The following is an 18,524-nucleotide window of genomic DNA, read 5'->3' as shown; positions in this document are numbered from 1 at the left end:
ACAAATTCTAGCAGTTTATGCCACCTTTGTCTTTAAAAAAACACAAAAGTACACTCGCACTTTTGTGTTTTTAGGTTTCTCAGTTAAAAACATGTTCATTTAATTAATATATCTAGCATTTTATCCTAGTCTTTTTAGCATCTGGCTTACATATTGCGGCGGTATTGCCCGCCTACTTCATAGAGAGCATGTGTGATTTGTCCTAAGCTCGCTACGTTTACCGTGTTCATTAGTTCTGCAAAAATATTTCCGTCGTGAATTGCCGCTTGTTTTAAACGATTCAACGCTTCATCGCATGTACCACTGTTTCGTGCTTGGAATGCTTTAAGGTTGTTAATTTGTGTTTCTTTTTCGTCCTTAGAAGCACGCGCGATTTCCATATTGTCAACATCCTCTTCTGAAGGAGGATTTGGATTAAGATACGTGTTCACACCAATGATCGGTAGCTCCCCGGTATGTTTTTTCATTTCATAATGCATCGATTCATCTTGGATTTTCCCACGTTGATATTGGGTTTCCATGGCTCCTAGTACTCCACCGCGCTCATTTATGCGGTCGAATTCTTGAAGAACTGCTTCTTCTACTAGATCCGTTAAATCATCAATAATAAATGAACCTTGGAGAGGGTTTTCATTTTTTGTAAGACCGTGTTCTTTCGTGATAATCATTTGAATCGCCATTGCGCGGCGAACGGATTCTTCTGTCGGCGTTGTGATCGCTTCATCATACGCATTGGTGTGTAACGAATTGCAATTGTCGTGCAGTGCCATTAATGCTTGCAAAGTCGTCCGGATGTCATTGAAGTCAATTTCTTGCGCATGCAGTGAACGACCGGATGTTTGTACATGGTACTTGAGCTTTTGACTACGGTCATTAGCGCCATACTTTTCTCTCATGACAGTTGCCCAAATCCGTCTTGCTACGCGACCGATTACTGTGTACTCCGGATCTAAACCATTGCTAAAGAAGAAAGACAGGTTTGGTGCAAAATCATCTATGTTCATTCCACGACTTAAATAATATTCTACATACGTAAAGCCATTCGAAAGTGTAAAGGCGAGCTGGGAAATTGGATTTGCTCCCGCTTCTGCAATATGGTAGCCAGAGATTGACACGGAATAATAGTTACGAACCTTTTGATCGATAAAGTACTGTTGAATGTCTCCCATTAGGCGGAGTGCAAATTCTGTTGAGAAAATACACGTATTTTGTCCTTGATCTTCTTTTAAAATATCCGCTTGAACGGTACCACGTACTGTTTGCAATGTCATTGCTTTTACATGTTCATATTCTGTGTCTGTTAGCTGTCTACCAAGTTCAGTTTCTTTAAATTCCACCTGTTGTGTAATGGCAGTATTCATAAACATCGCAAGGATAATCGGTGCAGGACCATTGATTGTCATTGAAACCGATGTTGATGGTGCACAAAGATCAAAGCCATTGTACAATTTTTTCATATCATCGAGCGTACAGATGCTTACACCACTTTCTCCAATTTTCCCATAAATATCTGGGCGGTAAGCTGGATCTTCTCCGTATAGCGTGACAGAATCAAATGCTGTGCTTAGGCGCTTTGCCGTATCATCTTTTGATAAATAATGAAAACGGCGATTTGTTCGTTCAGGAGTTCCTTCTCCGGCAAATTGACGTTTCGGATCTTCACCTTCACGTTTGAATGGAAAAACTCCCGCTGTATAAGGGTATGAACCTGGTAGATTCTCTTTATACAACCATGCAAGGAGATCGCCAGCATCTTTATACTTAGGAAGCGAAACCTTTGGAATTGACAGACCTGATAGTGAAGTTGTTTTTAGTTGTGTAACAATTTCTCTGTCACGGACTTTTGTGATGAACTGATCCCCAGTATACTTTTCTCTTAAGTCAGTCCAAGCTTCAAGCAATTTTTTTGAGGTGTCGGTTAATTTTTCTTCCAAGTGATTTTTTGCAACTTCTAATGAACTCAACACTTCCTCATTTGCTTCATTACCCTTTAACGTCTCAATTGCACCAAGAAGTTGATAACGTTTTGAGGCAATCTGTGCTTGAGCTTCTGCGTGTTTGTGATAATTCCGAACGGTTTCTGTGATCTCACGTAAGTAGTATCTTCTTTCAGAAGGAATAATTACATTTTGCTTTTCGACATCTTTAACAACAGGTAGAGATGATTGCCAGTTTAAGTTTGTTTTTTTATTAATAAGCTTTAATAGCTCAACAAACAAGGTGTTCGTACCTGGGTCATTAAATTGACTTGCAATTGTTCCGAATACTGGCATCTCTTCGACCGGCTGATCAAATAAAAGATGACTACGTTGGTATTGCTTTTGCACCTGACGTTTTGCATCTTCAGAGCCCTTGCGCTCAAATTTATTAATGACAATTAAGTTAGCGTAGTCAATCATGTCGATTTTCTCAAGCTGCGAAGGCGCACCGAATTCGCTTGTCATCACATATAAGGAAAGATCACAAATCTCGGTAATACCAGCATCTCCTTGACCAATTCCGCTTGTTTCGATGATCACAAGGTCATACCCTGCACCCTTGACGACAGCGATAGCATCTTGAATGGCAAGTGACAATTCTGAGCGAGATTGACGAGTTGCCAGGCTTCTCATGTATACCCTTGGAGAAAAAATGGCATTCATCCGGATTCTATCACCAAGAAGTGCGCCACCCGTTTTTTGCTTTGTTGGGTCAACGGAAAGAATTGCTACTTTCATTTCAGGTACTTCGTTTAGAAAGCGACGGATTAGCTCATCTGTTAACGAGCTTTTTCCTGCTCCACCTGTACCTGTAATCCCTACTACAAGCGCATCAGATTTTAATTGTTTCACCTCGGAGAGAACATGTTCAACTGTTGCAGCAGACTGATCTTTATGACTGACTCTTGCTTCAGCCATTGAAATTAGCTTGGCAATTGAGCGAACGTCGCCTTCTTTTAATCGTTCAATCTCAGTATCTAGGTTTGTTACAGTCGCGAAGTCACATTCTTGAACCATTCTGTTGATCATGCCCTGTAGACCTAGTTTTCTTCCATCCTCAGGTGAAAAAATACGTGCAATTCCGTATTCATGTAGCTCTTTTATTTCACGAGGAATAATCACTCCACCTCCACCACCATAGAGACGGATGTGCGTGGCACCTCGTTCTTTTAATAAATCATACATGTACTTAAAAAATTCAACATGTCCGCCCTGATAAGATGAAATCGCAATTCCTTGCGCATCCTCTTGAATAGCCGCGTTCACGATTTCTTCAACGGAACGATTATGTCCTAAATGGATGACTTCAGCACCACTTGCTTGGAGAATACGGCGCATAATATTGATTGATGCGTCGTGACCATCAAATAGACTCGATGCTGTTACAAAACGAACGGCATGTGTTGGTTTATAGATTTCAGTTGTTGCCATTTTACCACCCCTTAAAGTAGTAGCTGGAAGTCTAGTAATCCTAGAACTCCAACTTTTGCTTAACCGTTATTTCTCTCCTACACCTTGTAAAATCACTTTTGTTTGAAGCTCAACGTATTCATCAATGCTATACATTTTTTGAAGAGCCCATCTTCTAAATCCCCACATCTGACCTTGTACAAAGATATTGTGGGCAATAAGTTTTCTTTCCTGCTCCGTTAAATTTAATTCCCCTTTTCTAACGCAGCCTTCTATTACTTTTTCGAACATACCGACCATTTCTATTTCTTTTTTGAGTACATATGGCAAAGCATCTTTTGAAAGTGATTTTGCTTCTTGATACATAACAAGCACTTCATCTTGCATGTCATCCATCACTTTAAAATAATTCGCAATGGCGAGCTTTAAGCTCTCGATTGAACCTTGCTTTGTATCAATATCTTGCTCTAGTCGAATCCGTACCTGGTCATAGATCGTATCACATACTAGATAAAGAACATCCTCTTTTTTACGTATATACTCATAAAGGGTTCCGATGCTAAATCCTGCAGCGCGTGCAATTTCTCTCGTTGTCGTTCGATGAAACCCCTTCTCTTTAAAGAGAATAACAGCTCCCTTAATCATTTGGTCGCGGCGTTTTTGAATCAACTTTTCGTCCTTTACAGACGCAGGAACATCACGCTTGCTCATTCTTTCCCCACCATTCTTAAATAAAAAGCACAAGCGCCTTGTTCAGCCTTAGGCATAGCATAAGACGATTCTAGGGTGGAAGGCGTTCTTTGCCTTCAATTTAGAATTGACTTATGACCTCGAGGCAGTTACAACCGCGACGTCCTGTCGCTGTAACTGCACTAGCACGTCCTATGCGTCGGGGCTAGGCGCTGGAGCTGGATTCCGAAACGTACTCCTATGATTCTCTTATTTTGTCAGCATACGAGAAATGACAAGTCGTTGAATTTCTTGAGTACCTTCATAGATTTGTGTGATTTTTGCATCACGCATAAAGCGTTCTACTGGATAATCCTTCGTATAACCGTACCCACCAAAGACTTGAACGGCTTCGGTTGTTACTTTCATTGCTGTATCTCCAGCAAATAATTTAGACATTGCAGATTCTTTTCCATATGGTAAGCCTTGTGACTCTAACCAAGCTGCTTGATAGGTTAACAGACGAGCAGCTTCAATGCTTGTCGCCATATCAGCTAGCTTAAAGCTAATTCCCTGCTGCGCGGCGATCGGTTTACCAAATTGTTCGCGCTCTTTTGCGTAGGCAACAGCTGCGTCTAGTGCACCTTGAGCAATTCCAACGGCTTGTGCGGCAATTCCGTTGCGTCCACCATCAAGTGTCATCATCGCTACTTTAAAGCCCTCGCCAACTTGGCCTAACAAGTTTTCTTTTGGTACGATACACTGTTCAAAGATGATCTCAGTTGTAGGTGAAGAGCGTATGCCGAGCTTGCGTTCTTTCTTACCTACTGAAAAGCCTGGAAAGTCTTTTTCTACGATGAATGCACTTGTGCTTTTGCTATTAGTAGGGTCCGTTACTGCGAAAACAATATAAAAGTCGGCTATTCCACCATTTGTGATGAAGATTTTTGAGCCATTTAAGATATAATGATCACCTTCTAAGCGCGCATTCGTTCTCATTCCACCTGCATCAGATCCTGAGCCAGGCTCTGTTAGGCCGTAGCCACCGATCTTTTCACCTAGTGCCATCGGCTTTAAGTATTTTTGTTTTTGCTCTTCTGTACCGAATTTGTATACAGGCCATCCCGCTAGTGACGTGTGAGCAGATAATGTAACGCCTGTGGATGCGCAAACTCTCGAAAGCTCTTCAACAGCGATAACATACGCTAGATAGTCACTTCCAATCCCACCATACTCTTCTGGCCATGGAATTCCTGTTAAACCTAGTTCAGCCATTTTATTAAAGATATTCATGTCGAAACGCTCTTCTTCATCACGATCAGCAGCTGTTGGTTCTACTTCTTTTCTTGCAAAATCGCGGACCATTTTACGTAGCATTTCATGTTCTTCTGATAGTTTGAAATTCATTTTTCATTCCCCTTTTTTCGTTATAGATTGCTATAATTGTGGAGTTATTTCCATTTTGGGCATATCGATCGTGATATCGCTCAAGTTGGGTGACTTTATCGGTCAGTTTGGCTCATATATCGGCCACATGACAACTTTCAGGAAAATTCGAACCCAACACAAGCTATCTATTTAAGTAACTCTTTACTAATTACAATCCTCTGAATCTCGCTTGTTCCTTCGTAGATTTCACACACTTTTGCATCTCTGAAAAAGCGTTCGACTGGGTAATCCTTTGTATATCCATATCCGCCGAACACTTGGATAGCCTCTGTTGAGACTTCCATAGCAGTTTTGGATGCAAAATACTTTGCCATGGATGCTTCTTGTTTACATTTCATGCCACTTTCTTTTAGGAAGGCAGCACGGTAAGTTAACAGCTCTGCTGCTTCTACATTTGTTGCCATATCTGCTAACTTAAACGCAATTCCTTGCTGGCTAGCAATTGATTTGCCAAACTGGTGTCGTTCTTTTGCATATTCGATTGAATGCTCAAGCGCTGCCTGTGCTATACCTAGTGATTGAGCGGCAATGCCAATTCTTCCAAAGTCCAAGTTTGCCATTGCAATCTTAAAACCATGTCCTTCTTCACCTAAAAAATTTCGGGCAGGTACCTTTGCATCTTCGAATGAAAGTTGAACGGTTCTTGAACCATATAGGCCCATTTTGTGCTCATCTTTTCCGATGATTAAGCCTGGTGTGTCCTTTTCAACGATAAATGCTGAGATTCCACGGCTACCTTTACTAGGATTTGTAGAAGCAAAAACAATGTAGGTATCCGCTTCACCACCATTTGTGATAAAAACCTTTGAGCCATTTAGAACGTAATACTCACCCTGTTTTACTGCTTTCGTTTTTAAGCTTGCCGCATCCGATCCCGAGCTTGGCTCTGTTAGTGCAAATGCACCTAGAAACTCTCCTGTTGCTAGCTTTTTTACATACTTATTCTTTTGTTCTTCTGTGCCGAAGTTTAGAATTGGATTCGTCCCCACTGATGTGTGAACAGATAAAATAACCCCTACTGTTGCGCTTACTTTCGAAATTTCATGAATCGCGATGATATAGGATATATAGTCCATCCCCGAACCACCATACTCTTCAGGAATTGGTATCCCCATTAACCCAAGTTCACCCATCTTTTTTAAAATATCCCTAGGAAATTCACCTTGTTCCATTCTCTCAACCACCGGTGCAATTTCTGATTGAGCAAAGTCACGAACCATCTTTCTCATCATTTCTTGCTCTTCTGTAAAACGTAGATTCATTGTTTTCTCCCCTCTGTTCAGTCATAACTTGCTTATTTTTTATGAAAGCTAGTTGTGACTACCTCTTGTTGTCGACTTACAATTTATTACGTTTCATATGTGTAGAAGCCTCTTCCTGATTTGCGACCCAGCCAGCCAGCTTTTACATATTTTCTTAACAGTGGACACGGTCTATATTTGTCATCACCAAAGCCCTCATGTAAGGTTTCCATAATGTACAAACAAGTATCGAGTCCGATAAAATCCGCTAATGTAAGTGGTCCCATAGGATGATTCATTCCGAGCTTCATCACGTCGTCGATCGCTTCAGGTGTTGCAACCCCTTCGTAAACGGTGAAAATTGCCTCGTTAATCATTGGCATTAAGATGCGGTTTGAAACAAATCCTGGAAAATCATTTACTTCAACAGGAACCTTGCTTAGTTTATTGGTCATGTTCTCAATCGTTTCATACACTTCATCAGCCGTAGCAAGACCACGGATAATTTCAACTAATTTCATGACTGGGACCGGGTTCATAAAATGCATACCAATTACTTTTTCTGGTCGCTTTGTTGCTGCTGCGATTTCGGTAATTGGTAGTGACGATGTATTTGTTGCTAAGATTGTATGCTGTGGAGTAATTTCATCAAGCTGTGCAAAAAGAGCTTTTTTTATCTCCATATTCTCGACAGCGGCTTCAATGACTAGGTCAACTTTTTCTGCATTTTGAAGGTCGACCGATTGTGAGATTCTATTTAACACATCTTCCTTTTCGGCACTAGACATGCGCTCTTTGTCGACCTGTCTTTGAAGGTTTTTATTAATATTGTTAATTCCTCGCTCAATAAATTCTGTTTTCATATCGTGAAGAATTACCTCAAATCCCGCCATCGCACAAACCTGAGCAATCCCTGAGCCCATTTGACCTGCACCAACTACCATTACTTTTTGAACGTTCATAAACATCCTCCTTGTATCGTCAACTGCATTGGACCTGCAAATTTATCAATCTATCAATCTAGTGAACTTGAATTATTATTGCATCGCCTTGACCGCCACCACTGCATATTGAGGCAATTCCAATCCCACCACCACGACGCTTTAATTCATGTATTAACGTAATGATAATCCGTGAACCACTTGCACCGATTGGATGTCCTAATGCAACGGCACCTCCATTTACGTTTACTTTTTCCGGATCTAAGCCTGCTAGTTGATTACTTGCTAATGCAACAGCAGCAAAAGCCTCATTGATTTCAAACAAGTCGATATCTTCGACTGTTTTCTGAGTTTTCTTTAGGAGTTCTTGAATAACAAGCCCCGGCGTTTTCGGAAAATCCTTCGCTTCTAAAGCAATGGCAGCAGACCCTAGAATTGTCGCTAGTGGTTTGCGGCCTTCTTTTAACGCTCGGTCCTCACTCATTAGGACAAGTGCAGCGGCACCGTCATTTACACCTGGTGCGTTTCCAGCCGTAATTGATCCATCTTGATTAAAAACAGATCCTAATTTAGAAAGTCTTTCGATTGACGTATCTTTACGAGGTGCTTCGTCATGTTCTACCACAATCGGATCACCTTTTCTTTGCGGAACGGAAACGGGTACAATTTCCTCTGAAAATTTGCCTTGTTCGATTGCTTCAACTGCTCGTTTATGGCTTCTTAGTGCCCACATATCCTGATCTTCTCGTGTTATTTGAAGTTCCTTTGCCACCCGATTTCCGTACGTTCCCATATGTGCACCTGTAAAGCTACATGTGAGGCCATCATGAACCATGAGATCTTGGACACTGCTATCGCCCATTCGAAGACCCCATCGTGCTTTCGGAAGGATATATGGCGCGTTGCTCATTGATTCCATTCCACCAGCAACGATCACTTCTTCGTCACCCGCTCGAATAATTTGATCTGCAAGAGTAACAGTACGAAGTCCTGAAGCACAAACTTTGTTGATTGTTTCTGTTTTTACACTCCATGGGACATCAGCATGTCTCGAAGCTTGCCTTGATGGAATTTGTCCTTGACCACCCTGGAGAACATTCCCCATAAGAATTTCATCAATCTGTCCGCTGTCCACATTTGCTTTGATCAGTGCTTCCTTAATTGCAATTCCACCTAGTTGTGATGCTGTAAAGGTACTTAATGCTCCTCCTAATTTTCCAAAAGGGGTACGAACTCCACTTAAAATAACGGTTTTAGTCATTTTTTCTCCTCCTAAATCAGAATCGCCTAGTAATAGCAAGCGCTTACAAAATCATGCGAAAAACATATCTTTTTTTACACTTAACTACTGTTTAAAATTATCGACTGAACGCTCGCTCAGTTTAAAACCTTTAAAGAAGGTGTAACAATGGTACACCTTCTTTAGAACCCTTTTTTTAATAGCACCAGAATTTATATGAATATAAAACTCAAAATGCGTTTCGCAAGTCCAGCTCCGACGCACAGGACGTGCTAGTGCAGTCATGGCGATTGACGTCGCGTTCTTGACTGCCAGCGCCTAGACCCTCGAGGTCATAAGTCAATTCTAAATTGAAGGCAAAAAACGCCTTCTATTTAGAATCGTCTTATGCTATGCCTAAGTCTGAACAAGGCGCCCCGCGCTTTTTTATCTATATTCTTTTATTCTAGCTTTATGATGCTAGCTCCTTCTTTTTACCGAAAATTGCTTTCTCTAGAAGCTCTGCTACATCATATGTTGCAACTTGTTCTTCGACTTCTTTCGCTTTTGTTCCATCGCTAAGCATTGTTAAGCAATATGGACAGCCCGAGCTAATGACAGATGGATTTACTGCAAGTGCCTGCTCCGTTCTGGACACGTTTATACGGCTTCCCGTGTCTTCTTCCATCCACATTAATCCCCCACCTGCACCACAGCACATTCCTGTTTCACGATTACGTTCCATTTCGACAAGACTAACACCTGGAATTGCTTTTAAGATGTCTCGAGGTGCATCATAGACTTCATTGTATCTTCCTAAATAGCAGGAATCATGGAACGTGATTGTTTCATTAACCTCAAATTTCGGGGTTAATCGACCATTTTTCACAAGCTCTGCTAACAGCTCTGTATGATGATAAACTTCTGCTTCTAAGCCGAAATCTGGATACTCATTTTTAAAGATATTGTACGCATGCGGATCAATTGTGACAATTTTCTTCACTTCATTTTTTTCAAACTCTTCGATGTTCTTCGTCGCTAACTCTTGGAATAAAAACTCATTTCCTAGTCGGCGAGGCGTATCTCCAGAGTTCTTTTCCTTATTACCGAGAATGGCGAAGGAAACACCTGCTTCATTTAAAAGCTTTGCAAATGACAGAGCGATTTTTTGACTTCTGTTATCATACGATCCCATTGAGCCAACCCAGAATAAGTATTCAAAATCTTCGCCTGCTTTTTTCACTTCTTTCACGGTTGGTACGACGACATCCTCGCGCGCCTCACGCCATGTCTCACGCTCTTTACGGTTTAATCCCCATGGGTTTCCTTGGCGTTCGATGTTTGTCATCGCACGCTGAGCGTCTGGGTCCATCTTACCTTCTGTTAAAACAAGGTAACGGCGTAGGTCAATAATTTTATCAACATGCTCATTCATTACCGGACATTGATCTTCACAGTTACGACAAGTTGTACAAGCCCAGATTTCTTCTTCTGTAATGACGTCTCCAATTAAGCTTGGATTGTATTCAAGTGTTGCTGCAACTTCCTGTGAGCCTGAACCCGCAGCCATCATTGCAAGCTGGTTTCCATTTGTATTTTGAAATGCAATTGCAGGTACCCAGGGTTGCATTGATGTAACTGCTGCACCCTTGTCTGTTAAATGATCACGAAGTTTTAAGATTAAGTCCATTGGAGACAGCATTTTACCTGTTCCAGTTGCTGGACACATATTTGTACAGCGACCACATTCGACACAGGCATACATATCAATTAACTGTGATTGCTTGAAGTCCTCGATTTTGCCTACACCAAATGTTTCCTGTGTTTCATCTTCAAAATCGATCTTCTCAAGCTTTCCAGGGTTTGATAAGCGACCAAAGAATACGTTAGCTGGTCCTGCAAGTAAATGGGCATGCTTTGATTGTGGTACATATACTAAAAACGAAAGTAAGAATAACAAGTGAGCCCACCAAGACATATAAAAAATAACGATGGCGCCTGTTTCACCCACAAAGCTCAATAAGAAGGCAAGCGATGATGCAATTGGCTCAGTCCATGTTAAGTCATGATTATGCCAAATTAGGTTCATTCCGTTCCCTACTAAAACGGATAACATTAACCCACCGATGAAAATTAAAACTAATCCAGATTTAAAGCCTCGTTTTAAACGAATAAGCTTTTCAACATAACGGCGATGAAATGCCCAAACAACTGCTACTAAAATCATCAATGTTACAAATTCTTGAATTAATGTAAATGCTGGATACAACGGTCCTAATGGTAGATGCGAATCAGGGCTAATCCCCTTGATTATAAAATCGATCGCACCTAATTGGACGAGAATGAAGCCATAGAAGAACATGACATGGATGATGCCACTCTTCTTATCCTTTAGGAGCTTTTTCTGTCCGAATACATTCACCCAAACTTTATGAAGTCTTTCTTTTAAATTGTTCTCAAACTCTACTTTTTTTCCTAGCTTAATGTACGCAATCCTCGTACGAATTAAGTACACAAATAAATGAACTGCGTAAGCGGTTACAAGTAAGAACGCAATAAGATTGATCCATAACAACGCATTCATCATTCTTCCCCCAGTCTCTGCGATGATTTCTTAGAACAAAGTTACTTTTTAAAAAAGAATCCAAATAGTAACTACTTCTTTCATTTCCCCATCCCGAGAAAATTCCCAATGCATCTAATTTTCTGACTTTAACTCTATATCTTTATGATAATAATGAATGAGCATTCAGTCAACACATTTCCTTCAATTTCTTTTAACACATAAATTAACGCTTGTTAGAGCAACTTATATGATACATAAAGTTTATATCGAACATCTTTGTAAGTTAGGAGGAAAGCTGTTGAATAGTATGTTAATCATTGGCATTGTTGTTTTCACTCTCGTGGTTTGGCTGCGAATAGATTATCGACTTGGTAGAAAAGATCATCTCCAGAAATCTAAATATCAACTGTTCCCTCTTAGGAAAAGTAATTTGAAACTTTATATAGACGGTCAAAATTTGTATGAAGATTTATTTAAAAGCATTAAAAATAGTAAACATTCTGTTCATGTGTTATTTTTTATTGTGAAAAATGATGAAATTAGTCACGAATTTTTATCCTTGCTAGGGGAGAAAGCAAAACAGGGCTTAGAAGTAAAACTTTTGCTTGATTATGTTGGTAGTAAAAATCTAGATAAAAATGCACTAAAGCTATTAAAACGAAAAGGTGCAAAGATTGGCTATACAAATAAACCTAGATGGCCTTATTTTTTTTATACACTACAAGCAAGGAATCACCGGAAAATTACGGTTATCGATGGAAAAATAGGTTTTATTGGCGGCTTTAATATCGGAAAAGAATACTTAGGTCTGGATCCGAAATTTGGGTACTGGAGAGATTACCATTTGCAAATTACAGGTGAAGGCGTTCAGGATATGCAAACTCAATTTTTAAAGGATTGGTTCGATTCGTCAGGAGAAGACCTTCGTCATGTCGCTTCCTACTTTCCCGTCCAAGAGCTTGGGACAAGTTCACAACAGTTTTTATCGACTTATGGTGAATTTTTGCATAAGTACTTTCTTTCGTTTATCCGTGAGGCCAAAAGGGAAATTATTATTTGCACTCCTTATTTTATCCCTGGAACAGAGATTAAAAAGGAGCTCTTAAAAGCACTTAAGCGTGGTGTTCAAGTTAAAATAATGGTTCCTATGAAAGCAGACCATCCGCTCGTTCGTGAGGCTGCCTTTCCATATTACGGACCTCTCATTTTAGCTGGCTGTGAGGTTTTCAGGTTTTACTATGGTTTTTATCATGCCAAAGTAATTGTTATAGACGATCATACCTGTGACATTGGAACAGCAAACTTTGATAAACGCAGTTTGTATTTGAATGATGAAATGAACTGTATGATTTATGACAAAGATTTTATACAGAACGTTAAAAAGCAAATTTATGAAGATTTCCATCGATCAGAGAAGCTCACATATGAGTTTTATCGAAAGAGGTCAATTTTACATCGAGGCAAGGAAACGTTTGCAACTCTGGTTTCCCATTTTTTGTAACCCTCTGTAAAGGAGTTCATCATGATAATTCGGTTTGGATATGTATCACACGCTTTGTCGTTATGGGATTGTTCTCCGGCAAAAACCTTAACATTTACTCGTTGGAAAAAACTTGAGGAAAACGAACGAAAAGATAACCTCCTTCATGTAACAAAGCAAAATCTGGAACACACATTAAGAATGATTTATTATAATCTCGCTCACGAAATTTACTTATATCGTTTTTCTTCATCAATTGTACCTCTTGCCACACACCCTGAAGTAAAGTGGGATTACCGAACGCCATTTAAAGATCTGCTATCTGAAATTGGTGATCTTGTTAAAAAACATCACCTTCGAACTAGTTTTCATCCGAATCAATTCACACTTTTTACGAGTGATAAAAAGCATATTACCGAAAATGCGGTAGGAGACATGGCCTATCATTATGATTTATTGGAAGCAATGGACATTGCAGATCAAGCGGTTATTAACATTCATGTTGGCGGAGCCTACGGCAACAAGGTTACAGCAACAGAAAGGTTTCATGAAAATTTAAAATTACTTCCACTTCATATTAAGCAACGAATGACGCTAGAAAATGACGACAAAACATATACAACATCTGAGACTTTGGTTATATGCGAAAAGGAAGACATTCCCCTCATGTTTGATTATCATCACTTTATGGCAAATCATGACGATCATGAGGAAGTTGAAAATCTTTTGCCAAAGGTTTTTTCAACTTGGGCTAGGTTAAAAGTAATTCCTAAAATCCATATTTCTTCACCTAAGTCTGAAAAAGAATATCGAAGTCATTCAGATTATGTAGACTTGGAATTTCTTGTTCCATTAATAACAACACTGAAGGAATTGAATGTGGATGTTGACTTCATGATTGAAGCGAAGCAAAAAGATAAAGCCGTTTTACAGCTTGTCGAAGATGTTGCGAGGATTCGAGGTGTTAAACGGGTTGGCGGAGCGATGATTGAGTGGTAATTTTCCATAATATGAGAACATAAACAACAATTTTTCTTCTATAAACCAATTCTCGCCTTCTATAAGCCAAATTCAGCTTTCTATAAGCCAATCGACAAAAAACGACGAAATACGTTCTAGCTAGATGTTGCCACCTCTATCCTATCAACTAATTCCATACAAACAAAAAACCCAGACAACAAAATTCCGTCTGGGTTCAATCCATTTTACATCTTCTCCGGCGCTGAAACACCGACGAGCTGAAGTGCGTTTTTTAATGTAGTTTGTGTTGCTTTCATAAGACCGAGTCGTGCTCGGCTTTTTTCGATATTTGTTTCGTCTAGCACTTTTTCAGCGTTGTAGAAGCTGTGAAGTGCTGATGCTAGTTCATAGATGTAGTTTGTAATTCGGTGTGGAATTCTTTTTTGAGCTGCTTCTGTTACAGCTTGTGGGAATTCACCTAGTTTTTTTAGTAAGTCGATTTCTTTTTCAGATGATACTTCGTCTAGTTTAAGATCTTTTTCAAATGACAAGCCTTGTTCTTCTCCCTGACGAAGCATGCTCCAGATTCGGGCATGTGCATATTGCGCGTAGTATACAGGATTTTCATTCGATTTCGAAACAGCTAGATCCATATCAAAGTCCATGTGTGTGTCACTGCTGCGCATTGCAAAGAAGTAGCGAACAGCATCAAGTCCGACCTCTTCCATCAGGTCACGCAATGTTACTGCTTTTCCTGTACGCTTACTCATTTTCATTTTTTCACCGTCTTTGTATAGGTGAACAAGCTGGATGATTTCAACCTCAAGGGTTTCTTTACCATATCCTAACGACTCAATTGCCGCTTTCATACGCGGTATATAGCCGTGATGGTCAGCACCCCAAATATTAATGAGCTTAGTGAAGCCACGGTCTAGCTTATGCTTGTGATAGGCGATATCTGGCGTTAAGTAAGTGTAAGAACCATCATTTTTAATAAGTACGCGATCCTTGTCGTCTCCATAGGTTGTCGAACGGAACCAAGTTGCACCGTCTTCTTCAAAAATATGACCTTTTTCACGAAGAACGTTTAACGCTTCATCAATTTTTCCATTATGATAGAGAGAAGTTTCTGAGTACCAGACATCAAAAGGAACACGGAATTCTTCTAAATCTGCTTTCAATTTATCCATTTCAAATTTCAAGCCATACTCGCGGAAGAAACCAAGGCGGTCCTCACTGCTTTCAGTGGCAAAACGGTCACCAAATTCTTCAACTAATTTTTTTCCAACCTGAATAATATCTGCACCTTGATAGCCATCCTCAGGCATTGCGGCGTCTTGACCAAGTGCTTGTAAGTAGCGCGCTTCAATTGAAAGAGCTAGGTTATTGATTTGATTTCCAGCGTCATTAATGTAGTACTCACGTGAAACATCGTACCCAGCCTTCTCTAGTACATTGCATAACGAATCTCCGACTGCTGCTCCACGAGCATGACCTAAATGTAGCGTTCCTGTTGGATTAGCTGACACGAATTCAACTTGAATTTTTTCATTGTTGCCAACATTCGTTTGGCCATATGTGTCTCCCGCTTCTAATATCGTAGGAATTAGGTCCGTTAAGTACTGATTGTTCATATAAAAATTGATAAATCCAGGTCCAGCGATGTCAATTTTTTCAATCGATGCTTTACCTTTATCAAAATTAGCAACAAGTTCTTCAGCGATCATGCGAGGTGCCTTCTTGGCAATTCGCGCAAGTTGCATCGCCATATTTGTAGAATAGTCACCATTTGTTTTGTCCTTTGGAAGCTCAAGAAGAACATCTGGTAGCTGAGTTTCTTCTGCGAGTCCTGCCTTCACTGCTGCTGCTTTAATTTCATCTTTAAGTCGTTCTTTTACTTGCTCGACGATATTCATTTTATATCCTCCTTAAATGCAATAAATAATGTATGTAAATGCTTTTCATTTTCGCCAATTTCTAGTTCGTATATCACCCGGATGAAGCCTTGTAATTTCTGCTGATCCTTTTCAACTTTAATTGATTTCGTGTGAGTAACTAGTTGTAGTTTTCCAAAAGGAGTCGTGTAATCTGTTGCGGTTAGCTGGTTCTCTGAAAAACGTTGCTTCATTGTCACAGCGCCAGAACGCATGACCATCACTTCATTTTCACTCATCTTTAGAGTTGTTTTTACAAATCCAAGTTCATGTTCTTCATCATATCTTATATACGTTTTGTTTTCTTTTATGTAATATTCACCGACAGTTTGAAATTCAATTTTTTCTTTGTCAGGATCGTTTAGTTGCTGAATTTCTGAGATCACTTTGATGTGAATAGGTGTGCTTGTTGCCATTGTAAACACTTCCTTTTCAAGTTCATCTATAACTTTAATAGTATAAAGATTGAATTGCAAATGCGCAAGCTAACAGGCTATTTTCGGAAACCCGTATAAAAAACTAGCTATTTTCGAAAATATTGTTGTAATTCAAACGTATATAGCACTTTTCACTGTAAAAATTGAAGTTCATTTTCAAATAATGATGTCCTATCTTCGAAATTAGCTGCTTTATCTTCGAAAAGTAGTGTTCTATCTGCGAAAATACTTATTTTATCTACGAAACTAAAAAAGCGGTCTGTCCGGTTCAGCTGAAGCAACTTTCATTTAAAAAATAAAAAGTGAACGGGAGCAAGCCCCATTCACTTTTTTATTTTTGAACCCAGCCCAAGATCATCTCACGAATTAGCTTGCTCGCTGTATTCGCAGTTTGTTCTGAGTGGTCATAGATTGGTGCAACTTCTACTAAGTCTGCGCCAACAACGTTTACTTGTGATCGTGCTATTTCGTGGATCGAGGCTAGAAGCTCTTTAGAAGTAATTCCCCCTGCATCGACCGTTCCTGTTCCTGGTGCGTGCGCAGGGTCTAAGACGTCGATATCAATTGTCACGTATACAGGTCTGCCTGCTAGCTTCGGTAAAACTTCTTTCAATGGCTCCAGTACTTCAAATTTTGAAATGTGCATACCGACTTCTTTTGCCCATTGGAATTCTTCTTTTAATCCAGAGCGAATTCCGAATGAGAAAACATTTTGTGGCCCAATTAAATTAGCTACTTTTTTAATAGGAGTTGAATGGGATAGCGGTTCACCTTCATAGTCATCACGTAAATCTGTATGTGCATCCATGTGAATAATCGCTAAATCTGGATACTTTTTGTACATAGATTTCATAACAGGCCAAGAAACTAAATGTTCTCCACCCATTCCTAGTGGAAATTTATCTTTGGCTAAAAGCTCGTCGATATATTCTTCAATCATTTCAATACTTTTTTGCGGATTGCCAAATGGAAGTGGAATATCCCCTGCATCAAAATATTTCACTTCTTCTAATTCACGATCTAAGTAAGGGCTATATTCTTCCAAGCCAATTGAAACTTCACGGATTCTTGATGGGCCAAAACGTGACCCTGGTCGATAGCTAACTGTCCAATCCATTGGCATTCCATAAATCACCGCTTGACTTTCTTCAAAGCTTGGGTGACTTTTGATAAATACATTGCCAGAATAAGCTTCATCAAATTTCATTACTATTCCTCCATTCAAAAAAGTGAGAGCGTCACCCTCACTTCCGTCATTTTTTCTTATTTAATCAAATCACTTACAAACTTCGGTAAAGCAAATGCTGCTTTATGAAGGTCTTTTGTGTAATATTTAGATTCGATTTCATGGAAATGATCATCATTAACTTCTAGTGGATCGTATTTTTTTGAACCAATCGTAAATGTCCATAATCCGCTTGGATAAGTTGGAATGTTTGCTGTGTAAAGGCGTGTAATTGGGAAAATTTCTCTTACATCACGTTGAACAGTTGTAATAAGTTCAGGTGTGAACCACGGATTGTCTGTTTGAGCTACGAAGATTCCGTCTTCTTTTAACGCCTTTGAGATTCCAGCATAAAATCCTTTTGAGAAAAGGTTTACCGCCGGTCCAACTGGTTCAGTTGAGTCAACCATGATGACATCATAGATGTTCTCACTTTCAGCGATGTGCATGAAGCCGTCCCCTACTTTTACTTCTACACGAGGATCTTCAAGCTTTCCTGCAATTTCAGGCAAGTATTTTTTTGAGTACTCGATCACTTTACCGTCAATTTCAACGAGTGTTGCCTTTTTTACACTTGGATGCTTGAGAACTTCGCGAATTACACCGCCATCTCCTCCGCCTACAACAAGAACGTTTTCAGGGTTTGGATGTGTGAATAGCGGCACGTGCGCCACCATTTCATGATAAACAAATTCATCAACTTGAGAAGTCATCACCATGCCATCTAAATAAAGCATGTTGCCGAATTCTTCTGTTTCAACCATTTCTAGTTTCTGAAAGTCTGTTTGTTCTGTATGTAAAGTCTGCTTGATTTTCATTGTAATTCCGAAGTTCTTTGTTTGTTTCTCTGTATACCAAAGTCCGCCCATTATTATCTTCCTTTCACTAATAAAAAATTAGGGATGCACTTCGACATCCAGCTCCAACGCCTAGCCCCTCGAGGGCTGACCAAGGCGTTTGCGCTTTTGTTATTATAGTACCCGAATCAACTTTTTAAAATCCGACAAATATCCA

At 39.7% G+C, this 18,524-nt stretch carries 13 protein-coding genes; 2 read left to right on the top strand and 11 right to left on the bottom strand.

Features of this window, described 5'->3' with window-relative positions:
* Window positions 1-146: 146 nt before the first annotated feature.
* From icmF to ACFFIX_RS13465, 7 genes are all read right to left on the bottom strand, one after another.
* Entirely contained in the window at window positions 147-3,410 is a 3,264-nt protein-coding gene (icmF, locus tag ACFFIX_RS13495) for a fused isobutyryl-CoA mutase/GTPase IcmF (RefSeq protein ID WP_378934733.1), read from the bottom strand.
* A 66-nt stretch (window positions 3,411-3,476) separates the two neighbouring features.
* Window positions 3,477-4,100, bottom strand: coding sequence for a TetR/AcrR family transcriptional regulator (locus ACFFIX_RS13490; protein WP_378934731.1), 624 nt, complete (start codon window positions 4,098-4,100; stop codon window positions 3,477-3,479).
* A 228-nt stretch (window positions 4,101-4,328) separates the two neighbouring features.
* Window positions 4,329-5,465, bottom strand: a complete 1,137-nt coding sequence (locus ACFFIX_RS13485) for an acyl-CoA dehydrogenase (RefSeq protein ID WP_378934729.1) — start codon at window positions 5,463-5,465, stop codon at window positions 4,329-4,331.
* A gap of 167 nt (window positions 5,466-5,632) precedes the next feature.
* Window positions 5,633-6,769 carry an acyl-CoA dehydrogenase gene (locus ACFFIX_RS13480; RefSeq protein ID WP_378934727.1) on the bottom strand — a complete coding sequence of 379 codons (1,137 nt, stop codon included), beginning with the start codon at window positions 6,767-6,769 and terminating at the stop codon, window positions 5,633-5,635.
* A gap of 86 nt (window positions 6,770-6,855) precedes the next feature.
* The gene (locus tag ACFFIX_RS13475) at window positions 6,856-7,710 is read right to left on the bottom strand and encodes a 3-hydroxybutyryl-CoA dehydrogenase (protein WP_378934725.1); all 855 of its coding nucleotides are present in this window, start codon (window positions 7,708-7,710) and stop codon (window positions 6,856-6,858) included.
* Window positions 7,711-7,768: 58 nt separating this feature from the next.
* The gene (mmgA, locus tag ACFFIX_RS13470; RefSeq protein ID WP_378934723.1) at window positions 7,769-8,950 is read right to left on the bottom strand and encodes an acetyl-CoA C-acetyltransferase; all 1,182 of its coding nucleotides are present in this window, start codon (window positions 8,948-8,950) and stop codon (window positions 7,769-7,771) included.
* Between the two features lie 430 nt (window positions 8,951-9,380).
* Complete coding sequence (locus tag ACFFIX_RS13465; protein ID WP_378934721.1) at window positions 9,381-11,492, bottom strand: (Fe-S)-binding protein; 2,112 nt, start codon at window positions 11,490-11,492, stop codon at window positions 9,381-9,383.
* A gap of 289 nt (window positions 11,493-11,781) precedes the next feature.
* Between ACFFIX_RS13465 and cls the strand changes: the two genes are divergently transcribed.
* Both cls and uvsE read left to right on the top strand, forming a co-directional pair.
* A complete protein-coding gene (gene cls, locus ACFFIX_RS13460) occupies window positions 11,782-12,975 on the top strand; it encodes a cardiolipin synthase (protein WP_378934864.1) in 1,194 nt (397 codons plus the stop codon).
* A 21-nt stretch (window positions 12,976-12,996) separates the two neighbouring features.
* Window positions 12,997-13,953 carry a UV DNA damage repair endonuclease UvsE gene (gene uvsE / locus ACFFIX_RS13455; RefSeq protein ID WP_378934719.1) on the top strand — a complete coding sequence of 319 codons (957 nt, stop codon included), beginning with the start codon at window positions 12,997-12,999 and terminating at the stop codon, window positions 13,951-13,953.
* Between the two features lie 206 nt (window positions 13,954-14,159).
* Here uvsE and argS read toward each other — a convergent pair whose 3' ends face one another.
* The 4 genes from argS to speE all read right to left on the bottom strand — a co-directional run bounded on the left by argS (window position 14,160) and on the right by speE (window position 18,379).
* Window positions 14,160-15,830, bottom strand: coding sequence for an arginine--tRNA ligase (gene argS, locus ACFFIX_RS13450; protein ID WP_378934717.1), 1,671 nt, complete (start codon window positions 15,828-15,830; stop codon window positions 14,160-14,162).
* Window positions 15,827-16,264 carry a YwiB family protein gene (locus ACFFIX_RS13445; RefSeq protein ID WP_378934715.1) on the bottom strand — a complete coding sequence of 146 codons (438 nt, stop codon included), beginning with the start codon at window positions 16,262-16,264 and terminating at the stop codon, window positions 15,827-15,829. Before ACFFIX_RS13445 ends, argS begins: the two co-directional genes overlap by 4 nt.
* Window positions 16,265-16,616: 352 nt before the next feature.
* Window positions 16,617-17,492 (bottom strand): agmatinase, encoded by an 876-nt coding sequence (gene speB / locus ACFFIX_RS13440; RefSeq protein ID WP_378934713.1) that lies wholly within the window; start codon window positions 17,490-17,492, stop codon window positions 16,617-16,619.
* A 56-nt stretch (window positions 17,493-17,548) separates the two neighbouring features.
* Window positions 17,549-18,379 (bottom strand): spermidine synthase, encoded by an 831-nt coding sequence (gene speE / locus ACFFIX_RS13435; RefSeq protein WP_378934711.1) that lies wholly within the window; start codon window positions 18,377-18,379, stop codon window positions 17,549-17,551.
* Window positions 18,380-18,524 lie beyond the last annotated feature (145 nt).

It is taken from the genome of Metabacillus herbersteinensis (assembly GCF_042433335.1).
GTDB lineage: Bacteria > Bacillota > Bacilli > Bacillales > Bacillaceae > Metabacillus > Metabacillus herbersteinensis.
This window is presented reverse-complemented; position numbering and strand designations above follow the sequence as displayed.

What these genes read in the sequence shown, in the direction of transcription:
- icmF (WP_378934733.1), bottom strand. Translation starts at nt 3,410, where the DNA reads ATGGCAACAACTGAAATCTATAAACCAACACATGCCGTTCGTTTTGTA.
- ACFFIX_RS13490 (WP_378934731.1), bottom strand. Translation starts at nt 4,100, where the DNA reads ATGAGCAAGCGTGATGTTCCTGCGTCTGTAAAGGACGAAAAGTTGATT.
- ACFFIX_RS13485 (WP_378934729.1), bottom strand. Translation starts at nt 5,465, where the DNA reads ATGAATTTCAAACTATCAGAAGAACATGAAATGCTACGTAAAATGGTC.
- ACFFIX_RS13480 (WP_378934727.1), bottom strand. Translation starts at nt 6,769, where the DNA reads ATGAATCTACGTTTTACAGAAGAGCAAGAAATGATGAGAAAGATGGTT.
- ACFFIX_RS13475 (WP_378934725.1), bottom strand. Translation starts at nt 7,710, where the DNA reads ATGAACGTTCAAAAAGTAATGGTAGTTGGTGCAGGTCAAATGGGCTCA.
- mmgA (WP_378934723.1), bottom strand. Translation starts at nt 8,950, where the DNA reads ATGACTAAAACCGTTATTTTAAGTGGAGTTCGTACCCCTTTTGGAAAA.
- ACFFIX_RS13465 (WP_378934721.1), bottom strand. Translation starts at nt 11,492, where the DNA reads ATGAATGCGTTGTTATGGATCAATCTTATTGCGTTCTTACTTGTAACC.
- cls (WP_378934864.1), top strand. Translation starts at nt 11,782, where the DNA reads ATGTTAATCATTGGCATTGTTGTTTTCACTCTCGTGGTTTGGCTGCGA.
- uvsE (WP_378934719.1), top strand. Translation starts at nt 12,997, where the DNA reads ATGATAATTCGGTTTGGATATGTATCACACGCTTTGTCGTTATGGGAT.
- argS (WP_378934717.1), bottom strand. Translation starts at nt 15,830, where the DNA reads ATGAATATCGTCGAGCAAGTAAAAGAACGACTTAAAGATGAAATTAAA.
- ACFFIX_RS13445 (WP_378934715.1), bottom strand. Translation starts at nt 16,264, where the DNA reads ATGGCAACAAGCACACCTATTCACATCAAAGTGATCTCAGAAATTCAG.
- speB (WP_378934713.1), bottom strand. Translation starts at nt 17,492, where the DNA reads ATGAAATTTGATGAAGCTTATTCTGGCAATGTATTTATCAAAAGTCAC.
- speE (WP_378934711.1), bottom strand. Translation starts at nt 18,379, where the DNA reads ATGGGCGGACTTTGGTATACAGAGAAACAAACAAAGAACTTCGGAATT.